This window comes from Streptomyces sp. NPDC088812 (genome assembly GCF_044750285.1).
Classification (GTDB): Bacteria; Actinomycetota; Actinomycetes; order Streptomycetales; family Streptomycetaceae; genus Streptomyces.
In genome coordinates this window covers 475,653-500,091 of the sequence record NZ_JBIVJP010000002.1, presented here as the reverse complement: position 1 = coordinate 500,091, position 24,439 = coordinate 475,653, and the positions used below count along the sequence as shown (strand labels likewise).

Here is a 24,439-nt window from a genome sequence, read left to right as displayed (position 1 = left end):
CGGGGCCGAGCGACGATCTTCGCGGTACGGCGTGCGGCGCCCGAGACCGACGAAGGCCCCGTACGGGGACGTTTGCAGACCTGGGCCCCACCTTTGCAGCAGCAGCGGTTACGGTGCTGCCGTACGTGATCGACAGGGGGAGGGACGATGCCCGGAACCGTGCTGCTGCTGGCGGCCTCACCCGTGGGCAAGGGATGCCTGGTGGAGGCTGCCTCCGTGCTTCCCGTGCTCGCGGCGGTGCCGCCCGCGGTGCTGGCCGGCACCGACACCGCGAACGTCGTCGAGCTCGCCGATCCGCTCGAACCGCAGGCCGTCCTCACCCGGCTGCGGGCCGCCGCGGCCGCCCCCGGGCCGCTGACCGTGTTCGTCGCCGGTCAGCTCCAGCTCGACCGGCGCCAGCGGCTGCCCCATCTCGCGCTGGCGCGTACGACACCGGCGACCGTCCGGTACACGGCCTTCCCCTGGCACTGGTTCCGGGAGGAACTGCGGCTGCGGCCGCCCGGGGCGACGACGCTGCTGGTCGACCTGCACGCGGACGCGGAGACCTGGCAGTGGCTGCGGGGGCGGGGCCTGGACTGCGGGCCGGCGGTCGCCGTGCACGGGCGGATCGCGCCGCCGCCCGGACGGCGGCGGGTGGCCTCGCCGACGTACATGAGGGCGGTCGCGACGATACTGCGCAGCGGTGGGCGGCCGCCGGCGGAACAGTTGCACCAGATGGCGTTGGCGCGGATCGCGTCGGAGGGGGAGGTGGGGGACCTGGTGGTGTCCGGAGTGGGACCCGCCGTCGCTCCCTCCGCTCCCTCCGCGGCAGCCGCCCCGTTCGCCGCCGCTCCCTTCCCCGGCTCGCCGTTCCCCGGCGGTGCCGTGCCGGTCCCGGACTCGGTCCCGGACTCGGTCCCGGCCCCGGCCTCTCCCGCCGTGGCGGCTCAGACTCCTCCGGCCTCCGTCTTCCCCGGCTTCCCGGCGCCCGCCACTCCGCCGGCCGCCCACGCCGACCCCACGCTCCCCGCCCCTCCCACGGCGCCCGTCCCGGCGGCCCCCGAGCCCGCCTCCGCGCTTCAGGTCCCGGTCCCGGCAATCCCCGGCACCCGGACGCCGGAGGGCGCGGGGGGCGCCGGGCAGGACCCCTCGCGGGGCACTGCGCAGGACGCCGTGCAGGACGCCGTGCAGGACGATGCCGCGTGGGGCACCGGGCAGGGCGCCGCGCGGGATGCCGTGCAGGATGCCGTGCAGGACGATGCCGCGTGGGGCACCGGGCAGGGCGCCGCGCGGGATGCCGCGCAGGACGCCGAGCCGGACGTCACCCCGGACGGCGCGCCCCCCGTCGCCGCCGCGCCGGATTCGGCGTCTCCGGTACCCGACGACGACCCCCACGCCGCCATCACCACCGCCGTGCAGTCCGGGCAGCACACGGACGCCGACGCCCTCGCCGCCCGCTGCGAGCGGGCCGCCGCGGCCGCGCACGGGCCCGGTTCGCAGGAGGCGCTGCACTGGACCGAGGTGCGGGCGGACCTGGCGATGTTCGCGGGGGACGCGGAGCGCAGCTGCCGTACGTGGATGGCGGTCGCGAGTGCGCGGCTGGCCGCCGGGCAGCCGGCCGACGCGCCCGCGGTGGAGGCGGCCGTGGACCGGGCGCACCACCAGTGGGGCCGGATCGCGGACCCCGACCGGGCCAGGGAACTGGGCCCGGACCTCGCCGACCTGCGCGGTCGCGTTCCGGGCCGCCGCGAGGGCGCCCTGGACCACGTCCGCCAGCACCTGCACCAGTTGCAGACCCAGGGCTGAGCAGACCTCCGGTCAGGCGAAGGACCCGGCGTTCCGGCCGCCCCTCACCCCGCCCCCGTCACCCCGCCCCCGTCACCCCGCCCCCGTCACTCCGCTCCCCGCACCCCGTCCTCCACCGCCGCCGAGGGGGCCGGGCGGTCGGGTGTCGCGTGGGCCGGGATCGCGTTGGCCGCGGTGACGAGGGCCGCCACGGCGAGGACGGCCGCGGCCAGGGCCCTGGCGAACCGACCGGAGGAGCGGCCGTAGGGTGCGGATGTGCGTCCGGGCACGGCAACCTCGCAACGTCGGCTTCTTCGGCGGGCAAAAAGCGGTTTCTGCCACGGCTGCTGGTGTCAACCGTGTATTAAGCATGCTTAATTCGCTGTTTAACCTAGGGGCTGGGCGAGCCTAACGGCAAGGGTCCCAGGGGGAGTTGGGGGAGTCGGGGCGTGCGTGAGCGGGACGAACCGGAGATCATCGGACGCCGGGTGCAACGACTGCGGGTCGAACGTCGGCTGACACAGCGGCAGTTGGCCGAGCCGACCTACACCCCTGCCTACGTCTCGACGCTGGAGGCGGGCCGCGTGCGCCCCTCCGACGAGGCGCTCAGGCACATCGCCGAACGGCTCGGGGTGGACTTCGACGAGCTGGCGACCGGGCGGCCGGCGCGGCTCGTCACCGACCTGAGGCTCCGCCTCACCGAGGCCCAGCGCGTCCTCGCCACCGGGGAGGCGGAGGAGGCGGCCCGGCAGTACGACGGGCTGCTCGCGGAGGCCGAGGAGCACGCGCTCGTCGAGGAGCGGGCCACCGCCCTGCTCGGGCTCGGCGAGTGCGGCATCGAGGCGGGGGACCTGGAGACGGCCCGGGGGTTCTTCGAGCGGGCGGAGGCCTCCCTGGCCGGGGCGCCCCTCACCGCGCGGGTGCCGGCCCTGCGCGGCCGGGCCGTCGCCCACTACCTCGCCGGAGAACTCCGTTACGCCGTGTACCTGCTGGAATCCACCCTCGACGAGCTCAACCGGGGCGGCCTGCACGACCCCGACGCCCTCCTGTTGCTCTACGCCTCCGTCATCGGCCCCTACATGGACATGGGCGCCCACGCCCGTGCCGCGCAGGCCGCCGAGTTCGCCCTCGCCCTCGCGCCGAAGGTCGGCGATCCGGCCCTCGTGGCCCGTATGCACCGCTCCGTCGCCCGCACCCTGCTCGCCGAGGGCCGCATCGCCGAGGCCGACGCCTCCCTCGCCAAGGCCGCCGAGCTCTACCGGCAGCTCCAGCTGCGCACCGAGCTCGCCAACTGCCACTGGATGCGCGGCTACGTCTGCGCCCAGAACGGCGAGCTGGAGCGGGCCGAGGACGAGCTGAGGCAGGCGCAGGCGATGCTCTCCGCGCAACGTGCCGCCCTCTACAGCAGCCAGGTCGCCGTCGAGCTGGCCGACGTCCTGCACCGCCGGGGCAGGTCGCAGGAGGCGGCCGCGCTGCTGCACGGTGTCCTCGGGGACCTGTCCTCCGAGCGCGGGGCCGTGCACGCGGCGGGCGCGCACCGGCTGCTGGGCATCATCGCCGAGGACGCCCGCGACACGGAGACCGCCGAGGAGCACTACGTCCGCGCCCTGAGCCTGCTGGAGCGGGCCGGGGCCGCCGGTGACCTCGCCGACCTGTGCCGGCTCCTCGGTGACCTGCTGCGGCGCACGGGCCGGGTGGAGGCCGCCCTCGACGCGTACCGGACGGGACTGGGCCACCGTACGGCGCCGGGGACGACCACCCTGGGCCCGGCCCCGGCCCAGCCGCCGCTGTAGCCGGACGACGGCGCGGGCCCCGGTGCCGGGTGCGGTGCCGGGTCCGGTGCCGGGTCCGGGTCGCGGTGGGTCCGCCGCCGGGTGCGGGTCGTGGTGGGTCGCTCGCGCAGTTCCCCGCGCCCCTGGGGTGGGGCAGCCGGGCGTCTGCTGCCGGGTGCCGGCCTGCTGCCCCGGCAGGCCCGCGCCCTCGCTGCCGGGTGCGGGTGGTGGTGGGTTGCTCGCGCAGTTCCCCGCGCCCCTGGGGTGGGGCAGCCGGGCGTCTGCTGCCGTAGCAGATGTGCGGTCCGCACAGGTTTCTCTCCGGCGATCCCGAGGTTCCGCACAGTCGTCGCCGCTAGCGTGCCCGCGACGACGACGGGCGGGACCGGAGAGTGCAGAACCAACGAACAGTGGCCGACGGCCTGCGCCTCGGCGTGCGCGCGCTGGTGTACGCCGTCTTCGGAGGCACCGCGCTGCTTGCCGTCGCCACCGTCGCGGCCGTGCTCGGCCCGACGCTCGCGCTCGACCTGTACACCCCGCCCGTGGCCGCCTGGTGGACGGTCTTCACGGCCATCGCCGTCCAGGGCGTGCCGTTCCTCCTCCTCGGTACGGTCGTGTCGGCGGCGATCGGCGCGTTCGTGCCGGAGCGGGTGCTCCGACGGCTGCTGCCGCGCAGGCCGGCGTTCGCCGTGCCGGTCGCCGGGGTGGCCGGGGTCGTCCTGCCGGGCTGCGAGTGCGCGTCCGTGCCGGTGGCCGGGAGCCTGATGCGACGCGGGGTCGCCCCGGCGGCGGCCCTCGCCTTCCTGCTCTCCGCGCCCGCGATCAACCCCGTCGTGCTCGTCGCGACCTCGATCGCCTTCCCGGGGCAGCCGATGATGGTCCTGGCCCGGCTGGTCGCGTCGCTCGGCACCGCCGTGGTGATGGGCTGGCTGTGGGCGCGGTTCGGCCAGGAGAAGTGGCTGCGCCTGCCGCGCCGGCCCGCCGCGCACGCCACCGGCGCCCGCGCCTTCCTCATCGGCCTCCAGCACGACTTCCTGCACGCCGGCGGCTTCCTGGTGCTGGGCGCGGCGGCCGCGGCGACCTTCAACATCGCCGTCCCGCGCTCCGTGCTGGACCTGTTCACCGGCTCGCCGTGGCTGTCGGTGCTGCTGCTGGCGCTGCTGGCGGTCGTGCTGTGCGTGTGCAGCGAGGCCGACGCCTTCGTCGCCGCCTCCCTGAGCGCCTTCCCGGCGACCGCGCGGCTGGCGTTCATGGTGGTCGGGCCGATGGTCGACCTGAAACTGATCGCTCTCCAGGCCGGCACCTTCGGCCGCGCCTTCGCGGTGCGGTTCGCGTCCGTGACCTGGGTGGTGGCCGTGGCCGCCAGTGTGCTCGTGGGGTGGTGGCTGCTGTGATGCGGCGGTACGGACCGGCGGTGCTGCTCCTGCTGACGGGCGGGGCGGTCCTGCGCATCGCGCTCTTCAGCGAGCTGTACCTGCGCTACGTGCAGGCGGGGCTGCGGCCCTACCTGATCGTCTCCGGGGTGGCGCTCGTCCTGCTGGGACTCGTGACGGCGGTACTCCGCGGCCGCGCAGCGAACGGTCACGAGGACGACGGCCACGACGAGGACGGCGGTCACGAGGACCACGGTCACGAGGACCACGGTCACGAAGAGGACGGTTACGAAGAGGACGGTTACGAGGACGACGGTCACGGCCACGCCCATCACCCCGCCGGCCCCCGTCTCGCCTGGCTCCTCACGCTCCCCGCCCTGGCCCTCCTCCTCTTCCCGCCGCCCGCCCTCGGCTCCTACAGCGCCGAGCGGGAGGCCGCGCAGCAGGCCGCGCAGGGCGTCGGGACCTTCCCGGCGCTCCCGGCCGGGGACCCGCTGGACCTCACCCTCTCCGAGTTCAGCTCCCGCGCGATCTACGACAGCGACCGCTCGCTGAAGGGCCGTACCGTCCGGCTGACCGGCTTCGTCACGCGCGGCGACGACGGTGCCTGGTACGTCACCCGCCTCGCCGTCGCCTGCTGCGCCGCCGACGCCACCACCGGCAAGGCCGAGGTCCGCGACGCGGACGCGCCGACCGTCGACACCTGGGTCACCGTCACGGGCACCTGGCATCCGAAGGGCACCCTCGGTTCGGAGAAGGCCTGGCCGCCGGTCATCGACGCGGTGTCGGTGCAGCGGATCGAGCAGCCCGCGGATCCGTACGAGGACGCGTAGGGCCGCCGGTTTCCGCCACGGGCGGGGGGTACCCGGCCGGACGACGGAGAGGCCACTGCGGCAGGCGTACGCGGAGGTGGTCGGCGTGCGCGATCGGGACCGGGAGCGGATCACCGACGTGATCGCCCAGGAGGTGCGCGGCGCGGAACCCGGAGAGGTTCCCGAGCGGCTGTGCGCGGCGGCGGTGCGGCTGCTGCCGGTGAGCGGCGCGAGCGTGTCCCTGCGCGGCGACGGGATGCTCGTGCCGCTGAGCGCGAGCAGCGAGCTGGCCGCGCACCTCATGGAGGTGCAGGCCACGCTGGGGGACGGCCCCTGCCAGCGGGCCGCGGACACCGGCGCGCCCGTGTTCGCCTCCGACCTCACGACGGGCCGGGACGCCGGCCGCTGGCCGGTGTTCGCCCAGCAGGCGGCGGCCGCCGGGGTGCGGGCCGTGTACGCGTTGCCGCTCGGCGACAGCGCGGTGTGCGTGGGCACCCTCGACCTCTACCGGGAGGCCCCCGGCGAGCTGGACCCCCAGGAGGTCCGCACGGCCCGCTACGTGGCCGACGTCGTCACCGTCGCGCTGATGGCGCTGCCCCGCGGGGAGGAGGCGGGCCGGCTCGGTGACGGCCTCTGGCTGAGCCCCCTGGCGACCGGCCACGACGAGGTGTACCAGGCCGTCGGCATGGTCATGGCCCAACGTGGGGTCCCCGCCGACGAGGCGCTGGACCTGCTGCGCGCCCACGCGTTCGCGGAGGGCCGCACGGTCCTCGACATGGCCCATGACGTCGTCGCCCGTTCGACCCGCTTCGACGCCGACTGACCAGGCCCGCCGGGCCCGCCGGGCCCGCGCCTCACACCTGGGCCCGGCCCTGCTTCCTGACCTCCGTCAGCCGTCGCACGCCCAGTTGTACGGCGGCCTGCGTGGCCTCGTTCGGCACGTCGTTGAGGCTGCCGTTGGTGAGGGCGAAGGTGTCCTGGCCGGCGCGGACGGCGGCGACGTCGAGGTCGAGGGAGACCGGGTCGCCGTCGGTGCTCCAGTCGGTCAGCGTCACCCGCAGGCCCTGCCGGGCGTCGCCGACCTCCGGCAGGCGCAGCTCCCTGACCGACACGTCGAGCACGGTGCCGTCCGGTGCCGTCGCCGTGAACCGTGCGCACTTCTCGGGCAGCGTCCGCAGCCAGGTCAGGACGCGGTCCGCCTCCGCCGGGCGCAGGCCGCCGAGCTGGTAGCGCAGCTGGGCCTCGCTGTCCGGGTCGTCGAGGGCGACGACGGCGCGGGCGGGGCCCCCGAGCAGCTCGTCGGTGTACAGGCCGTCGAGCAGCTTCTGGCAGTCCGCGGTCGGCGTGGTCGCCTTGAGCATGCCGTCCCGCCAGGCGGCGGTGCCGCGCGTCGGGGTCCAGGGCGAGCCGAGGTCGGTGTCGGTGATCAGCGCGGCGTGCGCCTGGTCCTCGGTGAGGACGGGGACGTTCGCGGGCGTGGAGGGCTTGCCCGACGGCTTCTCCACGGTGGGGAGGGGCTGCCGCGCGGTCGGGGGGTGCTCCAGGCCGAGGGTGGCGCAGGCGCTGGCGGTGAGCAGCAGCCCGGTGACGGAGAGGGCGGAGGCGAGGAGCGTACGGCGGGTCATCGGGCGTGCCTCCTGGAGGAACGGCGGTCTGCCGGGGGAAGAGCGGTCTGCCGGCGGAAGGGCGGTCTGCCGGGGGGAAGAGCGGTCTGCTGGACGTTCGGCGGTCGGCGGTCGGCGGTCGGCGGTCGGCGGTCGGCGGCCGGCAGGGCTGCCTCCTCTTCACGGCACCATCAAGGAGGCGGACCGACCACGCGGCGGGGCCGTCCGGATGACGGGACCCGGTGCGGACGGGTGAACGCGGGCGGGTGGGAGGCGTCACCGCCGGAAGGGCGTCCGGGAGCCGCGAGAATCCGCCGCGGCCGGAGGGCGACCGGCCCGCCGCCGGGAGAATCCGCCAGTCCCTTGCCCGCACTCCCGCACTCCCGCGCCCCCGCGCCGCCCGCGCGAAAACCCGTCGCCCCCTTCCCGCCCCCCTTGCTACGTTCCCCCCATGAAGCGCGCCCTTCCGTCCGCCACGACGACGCCGGAGAGTGTCCCGGCGCGCTGACCACTGATGTCCGAAGCCCCGGGGCGAGTGCCCCGGGGCTTCGTCGTGGGTGCTCGTCCCTCCTGGTCCCCAAGGAGGAGCAGCCATGCACGACCACGACCACCGCCGACTCGGCCGTGACCTCGACCTGTTCGACACCGATCCCCTGATGGGCGCGGGCCTGCCGTACTGGCTGCCCGACGGCGCGGTCGTCCGCCACACCCTGGAGGAGTACGTCCGGGAGCTGGAGCGGGCGGCCGGCTACCGGCACGTGTACTCGCCGGTCCTCGGCAAGCGCGACCTGTACGAGATCTCGGGCCACTGGGACCACTACCGCGCCGACATGTTCCCGCCCATGGAGCTGGGCTCGGAGCAGGTCGTGCTGCGGCCCAGCCTCTGCCCGCACCACGCGCTGATCTACCGCTCCCGCTCCCGCAGCCACCGGGACCTCCCGCTCCGGATCGCCGAGCTGGGCGGGATGTACCGCGCGGAGCTGTCCGGCGTCCTCGGCGGTCTGACCCGCGTCCGGGCGATCACCCTCAACGACGCGCACGTCTTCTGCACCCTGGAGCAGGCGGTGGAGGAGGCCCGCGCTGCGCTCGCCCTGATCGCCCGCGCCTACGCCGACCTCGGTATCCGCGCCGCCCGGCACCGTCTCTCCCTGCCCGGTGAGGGCGGCAAGTACGTGGCCGACCCGGAGCTGTGGCGCCGGGCGACCGCGCTGCTGAGGGAGGTGCTGGACACCTCGGGCCTGGAGTACGAGGCGGCCGAGGGGGAGGCCGCCTTCTACGGCCCCAAGGTCGACGTGCAGATCACCGATCCGGCGGGCCGCGAGGCCACCCTGTCCACCGTCCAGATCGACTTCCACCAGCCCGAGCGCTTCGGCCTGCACTACATCGGCGCCGACGGCGCGAAACACCGGCCGGTCATGGTCCACCGGAGCGTCATCGGCAGCGTGGAGCGGGCCGTGGCCCATCTCGTCGAGGCGCACGGCGGCGTGTTCCCGGCGTGGCTGGCGCCCGTGCAGCTGGCCGTGCTGCCGGTGGCACGGGCCCAGGAGGAGCGGGCGCACGAGGTGGTGCGGCAGGCGGTGGCGCGCGGGCTGCGGGCGGAGGTCCACGGCCCCTGCGAGGGCACCCTCGGCGCCCGGATCCGGGCGGCGCGCCGGGTGCCGTACCAGGCGGTGCTCGGCGAGCGGGAGGCCGACGGAGGGCTGGTCGCCGTACGGCTGCGGGACGGGCGCCGGCCGGGGGCGCTGCCGGTGGACGAGGTGCTGCGCCGGATCACCGGCCGGGTCGCGGCGCGCGGGCCCGAACTGTGGGCGGCTGCGTAAGGTCACTGATGTAACCCCGGATCCCGATCCCGCCCCGCCCCGCCCGACCTCGATACCGCCCCCGACCTCGATCCCGATCCCGATGTGGGAGGAGCACCGCCGTGACCAGTCACCACCCCGTCCCGGTGATCATCGACTGCGACACGGGCGTCGACGACGCCCTGGCCCTGCTGTTCGCCGTACGGCACCCCGGTCTGGACGTGCGCGCGGTGACCTGCGTCGCCGGGAACACCGACGTGGACGGGGTGGTGCGCAACACGCTGACCGTGCTGGAGCAGGCGGGCGCCGGGGACGTCCCGGTTGCCCGGGGCGCCGAGCGTCCGCTGATCGAGCCGGTCCGCACCGCCCGGCACGTGCACGGGCGGGACGGGATGGGCGACCTCGGGCTGCCCGCGCCGACGCGGGTCCCGGTCGACGTGGACGCGGTGACGCTGCTGCGGCGCGAGATCCTCGCCTCGCCGCGTCCGGTCACGCTGATCCCCACCGCGCCGCTCACCAACATCGCCCTGCTGCTGCGTACGCACCCGGAGGTGGTGCGCAACATCGAGCGGATCGTGTTCATGGGCGGCGCGGTGGCGACCGGGAACGCCACGCCGGTCGCGGAGTTCAACGTGTGGCACGACCCGGAGGCCGCGGCGATCCTGCTCACCACCGGGGTGCCGATCACCATGTACGGCCTGGACGTCTTCCGGCAGGTCCTGGTCCCGGCGGCGGACGTCCAGCGGCTGCGCGCGAGCCCGGAGCCCCGGCTGCGGCTGGCGGGGGAACTCCTCGCCCACCGCGACCCGGCGATGTCCGGCGACCCCACGCCCACGGGCGGCCTGGGGGACGCGGGCGCGGTCTGCGCGGTCGCCGACCCGGCGGGCCTGACCACCGAGCGGCTGCCGGTCGAGGTGTCGCTGGCGCCCGGCCCGGCCCGCGGCCAGACGGTCGTCGACCGCCGCCCGCGGCCGGGCGAGGCCGAGATCCACGGGGGCGCCCGTGAACAGACGCTGGTGGACGTGGCGTTGGGGGTGGACGTGGAGCGCTACGTGAGCCTGTGGCTGACGACGGTGGAGAAGCCGTAGGCCCGCCGCCTCCCTGAGGCGCCCCCGCGCCCAACAGCAGGCGCCCGGCCGCCCCACCCGGGGGCGCGGGGAACTGCGCGAGCAACCCACCACAACCCGCACCCGGCGACGGACCCACCACGCCCCCGCGCCCAACAGCAGGCGCCCGGCCGCCCCACCCGGGGGCACGGGGAACTGCGCGAGCAACCCACCACAACCCGCACCCGGCGACGGACCCACCGTGCCCCGCGCCCCCGCGCGCCCCGCGCCCCACGCCCCCGCGCAGGGGGTGCGCACGGCAGCGCCGGGAGGGCGCGCACGGCGGCGCGGACGTTGTGCTTCGCGGCGGAGTGGACAGGCTTCTGTGCGTGACCGACTACGACACCGCTCCCGTGGCCGACCTGTCCTCCCGCAACCCCGACTGGTGGCGCCAGGCCGTCGTCTACCAGGTGTACCCGCGCAGCTTCGCCGACGCCGACGGCGACGGGCTCGGGGACCTCAGGGGCGTCACCGAACGCCTCGCGCACCTGGGGGCGCTCGGCGTCGACGCGCTCTGGCTGAGCCCCTTCTACCCCTCCGAGCTGGCCGACGGCGGCTACGACGTCATCGACTACCGGGACGTCGACCCGCGCCTGGGCACGCTCGACGACTTCGACGCGCTGGTCGCCGAGGCGCACCGGCTCGGTCTGAAGGTGATCGTCGACATCGTCCCCAACCACACCTCCCACCGGCACGTCTGGTTCCAGGAGGCGCTGGCCGCCGGCCCCGGCTCGGCCGCCCGCGCCCGCTACGTCTTCCGCGACGGGCGGGGCGAGCACGGTGAACTCCCGCCCACCGACTGGCAGTCCGTCTTCGGCGGCAGCGCCTGGCAGCGCGTCCCCGACGGCCAGTGGTACCTGCACCTCTTCGCACGCGAGCAGCCGGACCTCGACTGGAGTCACGAGGAGGTCCGCGAGGACTTCCGCACCACCCTGCGCTTCTGGTCCGACCGGGGCGTCGACGGCTTCCGCGTCGACGTGGCCCACGCCCTCGTCAAGGACCTGGCCGAGCCGCTGCGCGACCTGGGGGCGCCCGCGCTGAGCGCGGAGGACGCGCTGGAGGGGATGGAGCCGGGCACCCACCCCTTCTACGACCGCGACGAGGTCCACGACGTCTACCGGGACTGGCGGCGCGTCCTCGACGCCTACGCGCCGCCCCGCACGGCGGTCGCCGAGGCCTGGGTCCCGGGTGCCCGCCGTGCCCTGTACGCCCGCCCCGACGAACTCAACCAGGCCTTCAACTTCGAGTACCTGCAAGCGTCCTGGGACGCGGAGGCGGTCCGCGAGGTCATCACGTCCTCCCTCGCCACCGCCCGCGCCGTCGGCGCCTCCGCGACCTGGGTGCTCTCCAACCACGACGTCGTCCGGCACGCCTCCCGTCTGGCGCTCCCGCCGGGCACGGACACGAACGCCTGGCTGCTGTCCGCCGGCCACGCCCCGCCCGTCGACGAGGAGGCCGGCCTGCGCCGCGCCCGCGCGGCCACCCTGCTGATGCTGGCGCTGCCGGGATCGTCGTACCTCTACCAGGGTGAGGAACTGGGGCTGCCGGAGGTCGCCGGCCTGCCCGTGGAGGTCCTCCAGGACCCCCTGTGGGAGCAGACGGGCCGGGTCCGCAAGGGCCGTGACGGCTGCCGGGTGCCGCTGCCGTGGACGCCGTCCGGTCCGTCGTACGGCTTCGGCGCGGGCGGGGCGTGGCTGCCGCAGCCGTCGTCGTTCGCGCGGTACGCCGTCGCGGCGCAGGACGGCGCGGACGGTTCCACCCTGGAGTTCTACCGCACGGCCCTGCGGCTGCGCCGCAAGCTGCTGGAGGGCGAGGAACTGGTCTGGACGGACGACGTCCCGCCCGGCGTGCTCGCCTTCACCCGCTCCGACGGCTGGCGGTGCGTCGCCAACCTGTCGGACGCGCCGGTGCCGTTGCCGCCCGGGGAGGTGCTGCTGAGCAGCGTGCCCCTGGACGGCGACGGGCGGATCGGACCGGACACGACGGTCTGGCTCGCGTAGCGGGAGACCGGCCTATCCGGCGGTGGGCGTCGGCGTCGGCGCCGGGATGGCTCCGCCCACCACGGCCGCGGCGTCGATGTCCACCGGGGTGGACGTGGCGGTCGGCGGCGGCGTGAGGACGATCGTCGGCTGGCCGGCGGCCGGGGGCGGCGGGGTCAGGTCCGACGCGGGCAGCTTGGGCGGGCTGGTCTGCTGGAACAGCGACTGGTCGAAGTCGACCAGGCCGGTCTTCTCCATCACCGTGATGTGGTCCAGGACGGTGTCGTTGGCCTGGTCGGCCAGCGCCCGCACCAGCGAGTTCTTGGTGGTGGAGCGGATCTTCGCGACGGTGTTGAAGATGGAGCCGTGCGTCTGGCGCAGGATGTTGGCGAACTCGACGTCGAAGTCCTTGCCGGTCTTCGCGTTGATCTGGTTGACGAAGCCGACCTGCTGCGGGCTGGCCACGTTGGGCAGGGTGATGTTCAGCATCGGCGCGATCTTGCGGCAGGTCGTGTCGAGCGCCGCGTGCCCGTCGACCAGGTGCTCGCTGGCGGTCTTGACCGCCGCGCTCTGCCCCTTCTGCAACCCGATCACGCCGAGCGGGTACTCCCACAGCCCGGCCGCCCGCACCTTCACCACGAAGTCCCGGTCGCCCTCCGTCAGCGGACCCCACTGGGTGTTGGCGATGATCCGGTCGTTGGAGGCGGACACCGTGTCCAGCCCCAGCATCGACGGATAGGCGAGCGCCACGAGGGTCAGGCTCAGAGCGCCGCCCACGAAGGCGGTTCCCACCGTGTTCCGCGAAAAGCGCACCGTTCCTCCTGCCCGGTCGGGGATGCCCGCCGTGCGAACGTCGTGCTCGGCGGGGCCGTACACACAGGAGTACGGACGCGGAGCCGCGGGAATTCACCGGGCCGCACAGGAATTTCGGCCGACGGATCCGAGGGGGCGTCGCCCATGACGACGGCGAGGGTCACGGAACTCACCTACTACCCGGTGAAGGGCTGCGCCGGCATACCGGTCCCCCACGCCCGGCTCACGCCCGCCGGCCTCGCCCACGACCGCGCGTACGTGATCACCGACGAGAACGGCGAACCGCGCTGGCAGTGGGGCGACCCGGCACTGGCCCTGATCACCCCCGAGCACGACCCGGAGACCGGCACCCTGACCCTCCGGGCCCCCGGCCACGAGCCCCTGCGCGTGGACGACTCCACGGAGCGCGGCCGGCAGGCGGCGGCGCGCTGGCTCACCCGGCTCCTGGGCCGCCCGACCCGGCTCCGCCGCGACCGCCCGGACGCCGACGGCCGCGCCACCGGCACCATGAACCGCCTGCACGTGGTCTCCCGCGCCAGCCTGACCCTGCTGAACCGGAAACTGGGGGAGCGCGGCGCGCCGCCCCTCCCCATGAACCGCTTCCGCCCCAACCTCGTGATCGACGGCTGGTCCACCCCGCACACCGAGGACACCACCGCCCACCTGTCCATCGCGGGCACGGAACTGACCTTCACCGAACGCACGATCCGCTGCGCCGTCACCATGGTCGACCAGGAGACGGGCCACCGCTCGGGCCCGGAACCCCTGCGCACCCTGTCGGACTACCGACGGGAGGCGGCCGGCGTGGCGTTCGGGGCGTACTTCGCGGTGGCGCGGGCGGGGGAGGTGGCGGTGGGGGACGCGGTGACGGAGCGGCGCTGAGGTCCCCTCCGCCCCAGCACAGCTCAGGAGGAGGACGACTTCGTCGATCTCGCCGCCGCGAGCCTGGGCGAAGCCCTTGCCCCGCCCGGTGACGACGAAGCCGCACTTCTCCAGCACCCGGATCGAACCGGCGTTGTCGGCCGCCGCGCGGGCGTGCAGCGGCCGGGTGCCGACCAGAGCGACCAGCGCGGTGAGCGCCGCCGTGGCGATGCCGCGTCCCCAATGGGACCGGTCGATCCAGTACGTGACCGAGCGCTCGTCCGGCGGCCCGTACACCGAGGTGTGGCCGACCACCTCGTCGTCGGCGAGCACCGTACGGATCACGATGTCCGGGTTGGCGCGGATCCTCGCCCAGTAGCTGTCGAACTGCTCCCGGTCGTAGTGGTACTTCCTGGTCACTGCGGCCACGTGCTGTGCCGCGGGGTCGGACAGGTGCTCCCAGAAGACGGGCAGGTCACTGTCACGCACTTCGCGCAGGGAGATCATGTCGGCGGTAGCTCCTGGCGTACTGGTGCTCAAATGACCCTGGAGCGTACCGCGTTGAGCAGGTGACCGAGGGGGGTCCGGGTGGTGGTGAGGACGGTTGCGGGGGCGTCGGACTCGCGGAGGTGGAGGGTGGTGGGGGTGGAGGAGAGTTCGAGGCAGTCGTTGCCGTCGCCTCCGTCCGAATAGGTCGACTTCTGCCACTTGTCGAGGGTGGTCATGGCCTGTGCCTCACAGTTCCCGCGAGTGCGTGTCGGTGATGGCCCCTGTGCGTACTGCGTTGAGCAGGTGACTGAGGGGGGTGTGGGTGGTGGTGAGGGCGGTGGCGGGGGCGTCGGATTCGCGGAGGTGGAGGGTGGTGGGGGTGGAGGCGAGTTCGAGGCAGCTGTTGCCGTCGTCGGGGCCGGAGTAGGACGACTTCTGCCAGTTTCCTGGACCGGTCATGGCCTGCACCTCACAGTTCCTTGGCCATCCTGTGCATGAAGTCACGCGATCTGTCGGGTTCGAGCGACACGGACTCCACTTTACGGAAGCGTGTGCGAAAGACGCTGAGCTGAGCTTCTGAGTCGATGAAGGCCGAGCCATGGGGTACGTCGCGGACAACCGTGTCCAGCCTTGGGATGGGACCGCCCACATAGGTCATGGCGCTGGCCGCTCTGCCGAAGTCGTCGAGGTCGAAAGGGATGACGCGCAGGGTGATGTGGTCCCTCTCGGACAGCTCCAGCAGCCGGAGGAGCTGGTCCCGTGAGGCGGCGCGGTCGCTCACCCTGATGCGCAGCGCCGCCTCATGCAATACGGCCTCGTACGGGCGGGAAGAGGGCCCCTCGACGGCCACTTGGCGGGCCTTGCGGTGCTCGACGCGCAACTCAAGTTCCTCTGAGGTGAGTTCAGGGACTCGGGCCGAGAAGACGGCGCGAGCGTACGCCTCCGTCTGCAACAGGCCGGGCACATAGAGGATGGCCACTTCGCGCTGGAACGCCGCGTGGTGATCCAGTTCTGACAGGTCCAGAAAAGATGTCGGCAGCAGTCCCCGGTACTCCTCCCACCAGCCGCGCGTCCGGTCGGTGGCCATCGCGACCAGGGCATCGACGAACTCGGCGTCCGTGCAGGCGTAGTGGGACGCCAGTCGGCGCAGCCGCTCCTCGCTGACGCCCGCGAGTGCGGATTCGATGTGGCTGATCTGGACCGGGCTGACTCCGAGCAGCGCTGCCGCCTGGCGTGCGGTGAGGCCGGATGCTTCGCGGAGCCTTCGCAATTCGACCGCCAGGCGCTGCTGACGTGCGGTGGGTTCGCGCCTCAGCGCCATGAGTGCTCCTTGGGCCAACACGCCTGCGGGCGCGACACGTTCGAGGGGCAGATTACGCGATCAGCTTGCCCGACATGAAGCATTAGACCTACCGTCGGTGACGCGAACGTTACCCAGCGGAAGCGCACCGCTCCGTCCTGCCATGACGGCTGCGGCAATGCCACCGCGCCCACCTCCACCCCCTCACGAACGGAGCCGACGCATGCCCGAAACCGTCACCGTCACCACCCCCGCCCCCTGGGAGTACTCCCTCTACATCCCCAACGACCCCAGAGCCGTCCCCGTTTCGCGTCGCACCCTGCGCCTGATCCTCACCCTCCACGGCCTCGCCCACCTCACGGACACCGCCGAGCTGGTCGCCACGGAGCTGATCGCCAACGCCGTCCGGCACACCAGCGGCCCCGCCGCCCTCCGCGTCCGCTACGCCGACGGCGTCCTGCGGGTCGGGGCCTGGGACGCCGACCCCGAACCACCCGACCCGCCCGCCAAGCTCGACGACCTCGCCGACGACGCCGAGGACGGCCGGGGCCTGGCCCTGGTCCGCGCCTGCGCCGACGTGTGGGGCTGGCAGCCGCTGTCCCGCCGCGGGCGGCGCGGCAAGTACGTGTGGTGTGACCTGGCCACCGCGTAGCTCGTTGATCACGTCGGACAGAAAGGAGAGCCGATGGTCGGCTCGTCGCACGAGGCCATGCACCGGATCTTCCAGAAGGACCCCGCGCTGCTGACCCGTGCCCTCCAGAAGGTGTTGCAGGTCCCGTTCCCCGACCCGTACGACTTCGTGGCGATGAACGTGGACCTCACCGAGATCGAACCGGTCGAGCGGCGCGTGGACACGCTGCTGCGGGCGGAGACCGGCGAGGGCACGTACCTGCTGGTCGTGGAGTCGCAGGGGAAGCCGGACGAGAGGAAGCGCGGCAGCTGGCCGTACTACCTCAGCTACCTGCACGAGAAGTACCGCTGTGAGCCGGTGCTCATCGTCGTCACGCAGAACAGCGCGACGGCTCGCTGGGCGGCCGAGCCCATCCACCTCGGGGTGGAGGGCTGCCCGTCGCTGACGGTGCGACCGTTCGTCCTCGGCCCGGACAACGTACCGGTGATCGCGGACGAGCAGGCGGCCGAAGAGGACGTACCTCTTGCGGTGCTCTCGGCCATGACACACGGACGGGGACGGCAGGCTCCCGCGATACTGGAATCGCTGGCGACCGCCCTGCGGACCATCGACCGCGACACCGCCGCGGTCTTCGTGCAGTTCGTCGACTCGTGCCTGGCGGACGACCAGGCCCGGCAGATGTGGAGGGACCTGATGACGGCGATCCAGTACTTCTGGCGGCACCCGCTCGCCGAGCAGGTGCGTGAAGAAGGACGCGAAGAGGGACGCGTTGAGGGACGCGTGGAGGGCCGTGCTGAGGAGAGGGCGGCCATGGTCGTCCGGATGCTCAGTTTCCGTGGCCTGCCCGTCTCCGACGCTGTCCGCGCACGGCTGGAGTACTGCTCCGACCTCGATGCCCTCGCCCAGTGGGTGGAGCGGGCCACATACGTGGAGAAGGCGGAGGACATCTTCAGCGAGGACACCCTCTGATGGCCACGCAGTACTTCTGGCGGCACCCGCTCGCCGAGCAGGTGCGTGAGGAAGGGCGCGAGGAAGGGCGTGAGGAAGGGCGCGAGGAAGTCCGTGTTCAGGAGCGTGCGGAGAGGGTCGTCTGGATTCTCGGCTTCCGTGGCGTTCCGGTCTCCGACGCCGTCCGTGGGCATGTCGAGAAGGCGGAGGACATTTTCGACGACCGCGACTGACCGCCCCGCCCTCAGTAGCGCACCGCCCGCGGCACCTCCGCCCGTACGTTGCCCGGCAACTGGTGGGTGCTGCGGGCCGTGGCCGTCTTCTTCCCGCCCGCCGGTACGTCCGCGACGGTGACGAGGACCGTGTCCCGCCAGGTGCCGTCGGGGTCCTTGAAGTCGACCTGGACGGAGAAGGACTTCGCCGAGTCGGCGGTGTTGGTGGCGGTCACCTGCACCGTGGTGCGGTCCCCGGCGGCGGTGGGGGCGCCGAGCTTCACGTCGTCCTTGGCCTCGACACCGCCCTTGATGCTGTCCAGCTTGCGGCCGGCCTCCGCCGTGGCCGACGCGAAGGCGGACGCGGCCTGGCTGCCGACCGATTGGGCGGCGGAGGCCGCGCGGCTGGTCACGGACGACGGGTTGGTGTCGTCCGTGCAGCCGGACAGCGCGGCGGACAGCAGGACGGCGCACGTCACCGCCACCGCCACTGCCGTCGGCGCGGCTGCGCCCGCCCCGCGCGTTCGGTGAGCTGCCATGGGGATCTACCTCCTGCGGCGTCCGGTCGGGTGCGGCCCCTACCAGGGACCGCCTCCAGTGAAAGACACCACGCCGCCCCCCGCACCCCGGTTCACCCGGACGGCTCACCCCTCGTGGTGACGGCCCGCCGTCGCACGGATGGTCGAGGGAGAACCGCCCGCGACGGGACCGCCCGGCGCGGGAGCAGCGAGAAGAGCGGGGTACACCATGAGCGAGCAGCCGTCGCAGTCCCACCCGACCCGGGATCCCGATGCCAGTCCCCAGGAGTCGCCCGTGTGGGACCCGTCCCATCAGGGCACGGGGTATCACATGGCGGGTCCGGGCGGTGGCCACCCGGCGGGTGAGGCCGGCTGGGCGGCCGGCGGGGTCGTCTTCGCGGGTGTGCTGATGCTGGTGAACGGCATCCTCGCCGTCCTCCAGGGCATCGCCGCGATCGCCGAGGACGACGTGTACACCCGGATCGGCGACTACGTCTACAAGATCAACCTCACCGGGTGGGGCTGGATCCTGCTGATCGTGGGCGTCGTGGCGGCCGTCACCGGCTGGGGCCTGCTCAAGGGCGCCGCCTGGGCCCGCGCCGTCGGTATCGCGCTGGCCGCGCTGAGCCTGGTCCTCCAGTTCCTGTTCCTGCCGTACGCCCCGGTCTGGTCGATCATCCTGATCGCGATCGACGTGTTCGTGATCTGGGCGCTGGCCGTCTACCGGCCGACGGGCGCGGCGGGGACGAGGGCGCGTCCCGTCTGAGCAGGCCGGGTCCTACACCTCGTAGCCCCACGCGCGGGCGAACGCGGCCAGTCGCGGGGGGAGATCGGCGCCCGGGTCGGCGGTGCGGGCGGGCTGGATGCGGCCCGACCTGATGGTGCTGCTCCAGTCGCCGAGCTGCGGGCGGAACGTGCCGTGGTCGTTGCGCCCGTAGTCGAGCATCCCGCTCTCCCAGGGCACGCCCAGGAAGGCGCACAGGCCCCGGGTGACCCGCTCCGGCTCCGCGGTGAGCTCCTCGTACGTGATCACGTGGGCGCCGTCGAGGCGTTGCCGGGCCTCCTCCAGCTTCTCGCAGTAGCCGAGCACCTCGGCGAGGATGGCCTCCCGGTCCGGATCCGTACGGCGGCTGGTCAGGGACGCGACGATCGCGCCCGGGTGCCGCAGCAGCAGCACGAACCGCGCGTCCGGCCAACATCGGTGCAGCCGCGGCCAGATGAGACTGTTGGGCGGGGTCTTGTCGACGATGACGTCCTTGCCGCTGCGGGTCAGCTCCAGATGCAGCACCCGGTCCCACAGCACATGCTCCAACTCCGCCTTGTCCAACTCCAGTTCCTTCATGGCGGCGGCGGTGAACCCGCGCGTCAACCGGACGTGCAGCGTCCGCAGGTGCATCTCGTGCGGGGCGCGAATGCGGCTGTGGCTGTTGAGCAGCACCCGCAGCAGCGTCGACCCCGAGCGCACGGAGGACAGCACGAACACCGGCGACTCCACCAGCCGCGCGGCCCGCGGGGCGACGTAACCGTCACCGCCGTCCGCCGCCGGCCGCGGCGCCGGTACGGTGCCCACCGCGCGCCGCGGCGGGCTCACCGCCTGCGCCACGAGCCTCCCCCGGCGCTTCAGCCCCTTGCTTATCGCGGTCAGACGCGGGTCTCGCACGACGACACCTTCCTCCCTGGCTCCGGCTCCGCATCCCAGGGGCCCCAAGCGGACAACACATGACCCGCAAGCGAACAACGAGAGCCGGAAATACCGTCAGAGAGGGTCTGAGCTGGGCATTTACCGCTTTCTTAGGTGTTTCTGTGAGTTGCTGTCAGTTGCCCGTCACCCCCTCCCCGGCGGCGAGGCCTCAGTCGACGCCCGGCTGCTCCGGCGGCGTCACCCGCACCGCCTTCCTCCGCAGCCACGGCAACGGCGGCACGGCGGATCCCATGTACGGCGTGATCCGCACCTCGAAGTGCAGATGGGGGCCGGTGACGTTGCCGGTGGCGCCGGCGAGTCCGAGGCGCTGCCCCGCCTCCACCCGCTCGTTCTTGCGGACGTCGATGCGGGAGAGGTGGGCGTACTGCGTGAAGTACCCGTCGGCATGGCGGACCACGACCTGGTTCCCGAAGCCGTCGCCGCACGTCGTGACGCGGACGACGCCCGGGCCGACGGCGTACACCGGAGTGCCGGCGGGCACGGCGAAGTCCTGGCCGGTGTGCCGGTGGGCCCAGCGGGAGCCCTTGTCGGCGTAGCCGGCGGAGAGCCAGTAGCCGCGGGTCGGCGCGGTCCACTCCGCGCGCTCGCCTTCCCCTTCGCCGGCCTTCTCCTTCTCCTTCTCCCCCGCCTTCGCCTTCTCCTTCTCCCGGTCGTGATCGGGAGTCCGGGCGGGGGCGGGGCCGGGGTCGGGGACGGCGCAGCGTCCGGCCTTGCCCGCCGGGTCGACGGCGATCGGATCGCCGTTGTCGTGCGCCGTCGGGCCCAGCAGGTCCCACAGATCGTCGCGGAGGGTCTTGCGGCGGCTCTCGGCGGCCTTGACCTTCGTGGTGCCGGCGTCCGTCCGCCGGAGCAGGTCGACCCGTTCGCGGGCCTGCTCGTGGTCGTGCACGACCCGGGCGGCCCGCTCGCGGACGCCGTCGCGCCCGGCGTCGGCGGGCACCGCGGCGAGCGCCACCAGGGCGGCGGCCAGAAGGACGGCCAGGACGGCGGCCCCGGCGGGGACGCCGACCGTCGTCCCGGCGGGGACGCCGACCGTCGTCCCGGCGGGGACGCCGACCGTCGTCCCGGCGGGGACGCCGACCCTCGTCCCGCCGGGGGCACCGGCTGTCGTATCGGCAGGGGCACGGTCCGCGGTCACGGCACCGGTGGTCGCCGCGATCCCGGAATCGGTCGTGTCGTCGAGGCACGGGGGGAGGGGGTGCGCGGGGGCTTCTCGTCGCATCTTGGGATCATCGGACCGACGCTCGCCGGCGGTCCGTCAGACGCGCCGCGCCCTCAGCCGAACGGCCCACCCACCAGCGCCCGGTACACCTCCGACGACCGGGGATTCTCCCGGCACTGCCACACCCCGTGCGGGCAGTAGTCGGTGATGCTCTGGTAGAGCGGCCGGTGCCGGGCGAACCAATTGAGCATCCCGCGCACGTAGTCGGGGTTGTCGCCGTTGCGGTACAGCCCCCACTCCGGGTACGCGATCGGCTTGCCGTGCCCGGCGGCGAACCGCACGTGGGCCGCGAGCCCGTACGGCTCGGCGACCTGCTGCGCGAAGGACATGCCCGCGGGCTGGTCGTAGGCGTCCATGCCGATGATGTCGACGTGCGCGTCACCGGGGTAGCACGCGGTCCACGGGACGGCGTCGCGCCCCCGGTTGGGCGCGAACTCGAACCGGAACCGCTGCCCGTCCACGGCCCGCATGGCCCTGACGATCCGCGCCCAGTACCGCTTCCAGGCGGCCGGGTCGGGTCCGCAGCGGTGCGTGTAGGACACGCCGTTCATCTCCCAGCCGAGGACGAGCACCGTGTCGGCCAGCCCGAGCGAGACGAGCCGCCGCCCCAGCACCCGGAAGTGCCCGTCGTAGGCGCCCCCCGCGCCCTTCGCCAGCTCGTTGCGCACGACGGAGTCGGGCAGCCGCGCCTCGTTCCGTTCCAGCATCGGGACGTTCAGCACGAACATGCGCTCGGGACGCGCCCCGCGCCATCGCGCCCAGTGCTCCAGATGACCGGGCTCCCCCTCGATACGGTTCCACCGGTCCCCGGGCAGGTAGGCCCGGCCGACCACCGGCGTGGCCTTCCCCACCCATGCGTCGAGCCCCGCGATCCGCGGCACCGCGGCGGCGTCGTACCCGACGTACGCCCCGAAGGCGGTCCCGTTCCCCGCCGGCGCCCGCCCGTCCGACGTCCCGCCCTCGACGGGCACACAGGCCGGACCCGCGAGCAGCAGCACGAGGGCCGCCAGGACGAAGGGGAGGACGCGCCTCGAAGGGCGGTGGAGGGCGCGCGGGAGAACGCGTGGGAGCCGTAACACCGGCCCAGCATGCCGCCCACCGCCCCACCCGGCGGCCGACTCGCCCCACGGGCCACCCGGATCGGGGACGGGGTTCGGACGTGCGTGCGGGGCAGGCGGACGGGGCCCTTCACTGGGGTGCGGGCCTGTGCGCCCGGGTGTGTGCAGCAGCGCGGTGGCCGAGTGCGGCGGTGAGCAGCCCGCCGACCTGCCAGAACTGTCGTCGGCCAGTCGGCGACTCCTGTCCTGCGGCTTTTCACGAGGATCGCCTCGAAAATCACGCCATCCGGTATTAGAGTCACATCCCGCGCCGCGTGTGTCGCGTGTCACATTGGTGGGGCTGCAAGGGCAGGGGGGTTCATGCACGAGATGGTCAAGGGCGCCAACGTCGGGCTGGCGACGCTGAGCGAAAACGTTGATGCGGTGGTCGTCGGGCTGGGGTGGGCCAGTCCGACCGGCGAGGGGGACGCGGACGTCTCCGTTCTCCTTCTCGGCGGGAACGGGAAGGTCCGAAGCGACGCCGATTTCTACTTCTACAACAACCCCGTCGCCGCTGACGGAAGCGTGCAGCTCCTGGGCAAGGTGCCGGTCGGCGAAGGCAGCGAGGACCGGATCGGGTTCGACCTTACGGCGATCCCGGCTGACGTGGAACGAATCGTCGTCGCTGCCAGCCGGTACGAGGGCGCGCGGTTCGGCGAGCTGGAGGACCTGCGGGTCACACTGGCCGACGGAACCGGGGAGGACCTGATCCGGTTCGCGATCGACGATGCAGGTTCGGTGAGCGCGTTCATCTTCGGGGAGTTGTACCGGCGGGCGGACGAATGGAAGTTCCGGGCGGTCGGTCAGGGCTACGACACGGGACTGGCCGCACTGGCAACGGACTTCGGTGTCGACATCGAGGACGACGCCTCCGAGGACGAGACGGCTGAGGAGGACGCGGGCGAGGACCACGTCTCCTGCCCGTACCCGCGCGAGGACGCCGGAACCGACGGGGTGGCTAGGACCGACGTGCCCGGTCGTGGGGCTGCGGCCGCTTCGGCCACTGTTCAGGCCGGGCCGGGGGCCACCCTGCCCGCCGTTCCCTCCCCGCGCACCGCCGATGACGACGCCCGGACGGGCAGGGCCACCTCGCGGCCCCGCACCGCGAAGAAGAAGGTGACCCTGCCGAAGACGGCGAAGAAGTCCCTCGCGGAGAACGAGTCCTGGAAACAGGCCAGGTTGTTCCCCGTCTCCGCCCTCAAGAGCGACCGCGACCGTGAGACGCGTGCGACATCGGTGCTGCTGTCGGTCATGGCACAGGTGCCGGAGTTCGGCAGGAGGCTCACGGCGGCTTTCGGCGCTCCGGCAGGCCGGATGGAGACGTTCACCGAAGTGTCCCTGCCGCACGGTGACACACCGCGCCGCCCGGACGGGGTGATCCGCGTCGAACGAGCCGGCAAGTTGTGGACTGCGTTGGTCGAGACGAAGACCAACGGCAACCCGCTCAAGTCCGAGCAGGCGCAGGCCTACATGGACATCGCGGCCCGGCGCGGCTACGAGGCCGTGATCACCCTCTCCAACGATGTCGAGCTCGAGGGCAGTCCCTTGGTCGACGTCAAGATCGACGGACGGCGCAAGCACAAGGCGGCGCTCCGCCACTTGTCCTGGGCCGAGGTTGCCCATCAGGCACAACTGCTCATCCGGCACGAGGGTGTGGGCAACAGCGCGCACGCCTGGCTGCTCCAGGAACTCCTGCACTACCTTCAGCACGAGAACTCCGGGTGCCACGGCTTCCAGAACATGGGGGCGGCTTGGGTCCCCGTACGCAAGGGCATCGAGGACGAAACCCTTTGTCAGGGTGACCCGCGCACCATGGAGGTCGTGAAGAGCTGGGAGCGACTCATCCGCCAGGTCTGCCTGGGACTCGGCGGCGACCTGGGCCAGAAGGTGCTGCCCGTCCAGCGAGCCAGGCGTGGGGCCGACCCTGCGGCCCGACGGGCCCGCATGGCCGACCTGTTGTGTGCCGAGGGGAAGTTGCAGGCGGAGCTGCGGATCGACGGCGCGCCCGGCGTCCTCGCGGTGGGTGCCGACCTGCGGACCGGACGCCTGCGCGCATCCGTCGAGATCCCGGCCCCCGCGCACGGTTACCCGCTGACCTGGGCCAAGCGGCTCGTCCGGCGCCTGGCAGACGCACCGGCGGACCTCCATGTGGAGACCCTCGTCGAAGACGAGGCGGGTGGGCCGCGCGGCACACTTGAGCGGCTCCGCCCGGAACCGGCGGACCTCCTGCCGAAGAACGGCGCCAGGATCACCGGCTTCCGGCTCACCCTCTTCAAGGGCATGGGCAACGGTCGCGGCAACGCGGAGTCCGGTTTCATCCGCAGCGTCGATGATGCCGTGCAACGCTTCTACAGCTCGGTCCTGGTCCACCTGGACCGTGTCTCGGCTGCGCGTACGGCGTCTCCAGCAGAGACCACGGCGGCGGGCTGAGGAGGGG

The 24,439-nt window shown here is 73.4% G+C and carries 24 protein-coding genes and 1 pseudogene; 14 read left to right on the top strand and 11 right to left on the bottom strand.

Annotation, left to right across the window (positions count from 1 at the left end; translation table 11 throughout):
* Positions 1–147: 147 nt before the first annotated feature.
* Entirely contained in the window at positions 148–1,785 is a 1,638-nt protein-coding gene (locus tag ACIP67_RS06055) for a hypothetical protein (protein WP_401688011.1), read from the top strand.
* An 86-nt stretch (positions 1,786–1,871) separates the two neighbouring features.
* On the opposite strand, the gene ACIP67_RS06050 is transcribed toward ACIP67_RS06055, so the two are convergent.
* Positions 1,872–2,054: a hypothetical protein gene (locus ACIP67_RS06050; protein WP_401688009.1), complete on the bottom strand. Its 183-nt coding sequence runs from the start codon at positions 2,052–2,054 to the stop codon at positions 1,872–1,874.
* A 159-nt stretch (positions 2,055–2,213) separates the two neighbouring features.
* Here ACIP67_RS06050 and ACIP67_RS06045 point away from each other — a divergent pair, with 159 nt between their 5' ends.
* From ACIP67_RS06045 to ACIP67_RS06030, 4 genes are all read left to right on the top strand, one after another.
* Positions 2,214–3,557 carry a tetratricopeptide repeat protein gene (locus tag ACIP67_RS06045; RefSeq protein ID WP_401688006.1) on the top strand — a complete coding sequence of 448 codons (1,344 nt, stop codon included), beginning with the start codon at positions 2,214–2,216 and terminating at the stop codon, positions 3,555–3,557.
* Between the two features lie 371 nt (positions 3,558–3,928).
* Complete coding sequence (locus ACIP67_RS06040) at positions 3,929–4,930, top strand: permease (protein WP_401688003.1); 1,002 nt, start codon at positions 3,929–3,931, stop codon at positions 4,928–4,930.
* On the top strand, positions 4,930–5,742 hold the full coding sequence (locus ACIP67_RS06035) for a TIGR03943 family putative permease subunit (protein WP_401688145.1): 813 nt from the start codon (positions 4,930–4,932) through the stop codon (positions 5,740–5,742). Before ACIP67_RS06040 ends, ACIP67_RS06035 begins: the two co-directional genes overlap by 1 nt.
* Positions 5,743–5,827: 85 nt before the next feature.
* Positions 5,828–6,544: a GAF and ANTAR domain-containing protein gene (locus ACIP67_RS06030; protein ID WP_401688000.1), complete on the top strand. Its 717-nt coding sequence runs from the start codon at positions 5,828–5,830 to the stop codon at positions 6,542–6,544.
* 31 nt (positions 6,545–6,575) lie between these two features.
* Here ACIP67_RS06030 and ACIP67_RS06025 read toward each other — a convergent pair whose 3' ends face one another.
* Positions 6,576–7,346, bottom strand: a complete 771-nt coding sequence (locus ACIP67_RS06025; RefSeq protein ID WP_401687997.1) for a hypothetical protein — start codon at positions 7,344–7,346, stop codon at positions 6,576–6,578.
* 572 nt (positions 7,347–7,918) lie between these two features.
* On the opposite strand from ACIP67_RS06025, the gene thrS reads away from it, so the two are divergent.
* The 3 genes from thrS to ACIP67_RS06010 all read left to right on the top strand — a co-directional run bounded on the left by thrS (position 7,919) and on the right by ACIP67_RS06010 (position 12,230).
* The gene (gene thrS, locus ACIP67_RS06020; protein ID WP_401687995.1) at positions 7,919–9,145 is read left to right on the top strand and encodes a threonine--tRNA ligase; all 1,227 of its coding nucleotides are present in this window, start codon (positions 7,919–7,921) and stop codon (positions 9,143–9,145) included.
* Between the two features lie 101 nt (positions 9,146–9,246).
* Complete coding sequence (locus ACIP67_RS06015) at positions 9,247–10,212, top strand: nucleoside hydrolase (protein WP_401687992.1); 966 nt, start codon at positions 9,247–9,249, stop codon at positions 10,210–10,212.
* A 347-nt stretch (positions 10,213–10,559) separates the two neighbouring features.
* A complete protein-coding gene (locus tag ACIP67_RS06010; protein WP_401687990.1) occupies positions 10,560–12,230 on the top strand; it encodes a glycoside hydrolase family 13 protein in 1,671 nt (556 codons plus the stop codon).
* 12 nt (positions 12,231–12,242) lie between these two features.
* On the opposite strand, the gene ACIP67_RS06005 is transcribed toward ACIP67_RS06010, so the two are convergent.
* The gene (locus ACIP67_RS06005; RefSeq protein ID WP_401687988.1) at positions 12,243–13,022 is read right to left on the bottom strand and encodes a DUF4142 domain-containing protein; all 780 of its coding nucleotides are present in this window, start codon (positions 13,020–13,022) and stop codon (positions 12,243–12,245) included.
* 144 nt (positions 13,023–13,166) lie between these two features.
* Between ACIP67_RS06005 and ACIP67_RS06000 the strand changes: the two genes are divergently transcribed.
* On the top strand, positions 13,167–13,904 hold the full coding sequence (locus tag ACIP67_RS06000; RefSeq protein ID WP_401687985.1) for an MOSC domain-containing protein: 738 nt from the start codon (positions 13,167–13,169) through the stop codon (positions 13,902–13,904).
* 24 nt (positions 13,905–13,928) lie between these two features.
* On the opposite strand, the pseudogene ACIP67_RS05995 reads toward ACIP67_RS06000, so the two are convergent.
* The 4 genes and pseudogenes from ACIP67_RS05995 to ACIP67_RS05980 all read right to left on the bottom strand — a co-directional run.
* Positions 13,929–14,390: pseudogene (locus tag ACIP67_RS05995) on the bottom strand (GNAT family N-acetyltransferase); the annotation flags it as partial.
* Between the two features lie 29 nt (positions 14,391–14,419).
* Complete coding sequence (locus ACIP67_RS05990) at positions 14,420–14,608, bottom strand: DUF397 domain-containing protein (RefSeq protein ID WP_401687983.1); 189 nt, start codon at positions 14,606–14,608, stop codon at positions 14,420–14,422.
* A 10-nt stretch (positions 14,609–14,618) separates the two neighbouring features.
* Entirely contained in the window at positions 14,619–14,831 is a 213-nt protein-coding gene (locus ACIP67_RS05985; protein WP_401687980.1) for a DUF397 domain-containing protein, read from the bottom strand.
* 10 nt (positions 14,832–14,841) lie between these two features.
* Complete coding sequence (locus ACIP67_RS05980; protein ID WP_401687977.1) at positions 14,842–15,693, bottom strand: helix-turn-helix transcriptional regulator; 852 nt, start codon at positions 15,691–15,693, stop codon at positions 14,842–14,844.
* A 202-nt stretch (positions 15,694–15,895) separates the two neighbouring features.
* On the opposite strand from ACIP67_RS05980, the gene ACIP67_RS05975 reads away from it, so the two are divergent.
* From ACIP67_RS05975 to ACIP67_RS05965, 3 genes are read left to right on the top strand one after another with little or no spacing between them, the layout of a single operon-like run.
* On the top strand, positions 15,896–16,324 hold the full coding sequence (locus tag ACIP67_RS05975; RefSeq protein ID WP_401687974.1) for an ATP-binding protein: 429 nt from the start codon (positions 15,896–15,898) through the stop codon (positions 16,322–16,324).
* Positions 16,325–16,357: 33 nt separating this feature from the next.
* Positions 16,358–17,272 carry a hypothetical protein gene (locus ACIP67_RS05970; protein WP_401687972.1) on the top strand — a complete coding sequence of 305 codons (915 nt, stop codon included), beginning with the start codon at positions 16,358–16,360 and terminating at the stop codon, positions 17,270–17,272.
* A complete protein-coding gene (locus ACIP67_RS05965; protein ID WP_401687969.1) occupies positions 17,272–17,484 on the top strand; it encodes a hypothetical protein in 213 nt (70 codons plus the stop codon). The genes ACIP67_RS05970 and ACIP67_RS05965 overlap by 1 nt, the downstream gene beginning before the upstream one ends.
* An 11-nt stretch (positions 17,485–17,495) precedes the next feature.
* Here the strand turns inward: ACIP67_RS05965 and ACIP67_RS05960 are convergent, their stop codons facing one another.
* Entirely contained in the window at positions 17,496–18,002 is a 507-nt protein-coding gene (locus ACIP67_RS05960; RefSeq protein WP_401687966.1) for a hypothetical protein, read from the bottom strand.
* A gap of 208 nt (positions 18,003–18,210) precedes the next feature.
* Here ACIP67_RS05960 and ACIP67_RS05955 point away from each other — a divergent pair, with 208 nt between their 5' ends.
* Positions 18,211–18,747, top strand: coding sequence for a hypothetical protein (locus ACIP67_RS05955; protein WP_401687964.1), 537 nt, complete (start codon positions 18,211–18,213; stop codon positions 18,745–18,747).
* 12 nt (positions 18,748–18,759) lie between these two features.
* Here the strand turns inward: ACIP67_RS05955 and ACIP67_RS05950 are convergent, their stop codons facing one another.
* The 3 genes from ACIP67_RS05950 to ACIP67_RS05940 all read right to left on the bottom strand — a co-directional run bounded on the left by ACIP67_RS05950 (position 18,760) and on the right by ACIP67_RS05940 (position 21,984).
* Positions 18,760–19,641, bottom strand: a complete 882-nt coding sequence (locus tag ACIP67_RS05950) for a sulfotransferase family protein (protein WP_401687962.1) — start codon at positions 19,639–19,641, stop codon at positions 18,760–18,762.
* A gap of 190 nt (positions 19,642–19,831) precedes the next feature.
* On the bottom strand, positions 19,832–20,905 hold the full coding sequence (locus ACIP67_RS05945) for a M23 family metallopeptidase (RefSeq protein WP_401687959.1): 1,074 nt from the start codon (positions 20,903–20,905) through the stop codon (positions 19,832–19,834).
* Between the two features lie 53 nt (positions 20,906–20,958).
* The gene (locus ACIP67_RS05940) at positions 20,959–21,984 is read right to left on the bottom strand and encodes a glycoside hydrolase family 26 protein (RefSeq protein WP_401687956.1); all 1,026 of its coding nucleotides are present in this window, start codon (positions 21,982–21,984) and stop codon (positions 20,959–20,961) included.
* Positions 21,985–22,323: 339 nt separating this feature from the next.
* On the opposite strand from ACIP67_RS05940, the gene ACIP67_RS05935 reads away from it, so the two are divergent.
* Positions 22,324–24,432, top strand: coding sequence for a TerD family protein (locus tag ACIP67_RS05935; protein WP_401687953.1), 2,109 nt, complete (start codon positions 22,324–22,326; stop codon positions 24,430–24,432).
* The last annotated feature ends 7 nt before the right edge of the window (positions 24,433–24,439 follow it).

What these genes read in the sequence shown, in the direction of transcription:
- ACIP67_RS06055 (WP_401688011.1), top strand. Translation starts at nt 148, where the DNA reads ATGCCCGGAACCGTGCTGCTGCTGGCGGCCTCACCCGTGGGCAAGGGA.
- ACIP67_RS06035 (WP_401688145.1), top strand. Translation starts at nt 4,930, where the DNA reads ATGCGGCGGTACGGACCGGCGGTGCTGCTCCTGCTGACGGGCGGGGCG.
- ACIP67_RS06025 (WP_401687997.1), bottom strand. Translation starts at nt 7,346, where the DNA reads ATGACCCGCCGTACGCTCCTCGCCTCCGCCCTCTCCGTCACCGGGCTG.
- thrS (WP_401687995.1), top strand. Translation starts at nt 7,919, where the DNA reads ATGCACGACCACGACCACCGCCGACTCGGCCGTGACCTCGACCTGTTC.
- ACIP67_RS06000 (WP_401687985.1), top strand. Translation starts at nt 13,167, where the DNA reads ATGACGACGGCGAGGGTCACGGAACTCACCTACTACCCGGTGAAGGGC.
- ACIP67_RS05990 (WP_401687983.1), bottom strand. Translation starts at nt 14,608, where the DNA reads ATGACCACCCTCGACAAGTGGCAGAAGTCGACCTATTCGGACGGAGGC.
- ACIP67_RS05985 (WP_401687980.1), bottom strand. Translation starts at nt 14,831, where the DNA reads ATGACCGGTCCAGGAAACTGGCAGAAGTCGTCCTACTCCGGCCCCGAC.
- ACIP67_RS05980 (WP_401687977.1), bottom strand. Translation starts at nt 15,693, where the DNA reads ATGGCGCTGAGGCGCGAACCCACCGCACGTCAGCAGCGCCTGGCGGTC.
- ACIP67_RS05975 (WP_401687974.1), top strand. Translation starts at nt 15,896, where the DNA reads ATGCCCGAAACCGTCACCGTCACCACCCCCGCCCCCTGGGAGTACTCC.
- ACIP67_RS05970 (WP_401687972.1), top strand. Translation starts at nt 16,358, where the DNA reads ATGGTCGGCTCGTCGCACGAGGCCATGCACCGGATCTTCCAGAAGGAC.
- ACIP67_RS05965 (WP_401687969.1), top strand. Translation starts at nt 17,272, where the DNA reads ATGGCCACGCAGTACTTCTGGCGGCACCCGCTCGCCGAGCAGGTGCGT.
- ACIP67_RS05960 (WP_401687966.1), bottom strand. Translation starts at nt 18,002, where the DNA reads ATGGCAGCTCACCGAACGCGCGGGGCGGGCGCAGCCGCGCCGACGGCA.
- ACIP67_RS05955 (WP_401687964.1), top strand. Translation starts at nt 18,211, where the DNA reads ATGAGCGAGCAGCCGTCGCAGTCCCACCCGACCCGGGATCCCGATGCC.
- ACIP67_RS05945 (WP_401687959.1), bottom strand. Translation starts at nt 20,905, where the DNA reads ATGCGACGAGAAGCCCCCGCGCACCCCCTCCCCCCGTGCCTCGACGAC.
- ACIP67_RS05935 (WP_401687953.1), top strand. Translation starts at nt 22,324, where the DNA reads ATGCACGAGATGGTCAAGGGCGCCAACGTCGGGCTGGCGACGCTGAGC.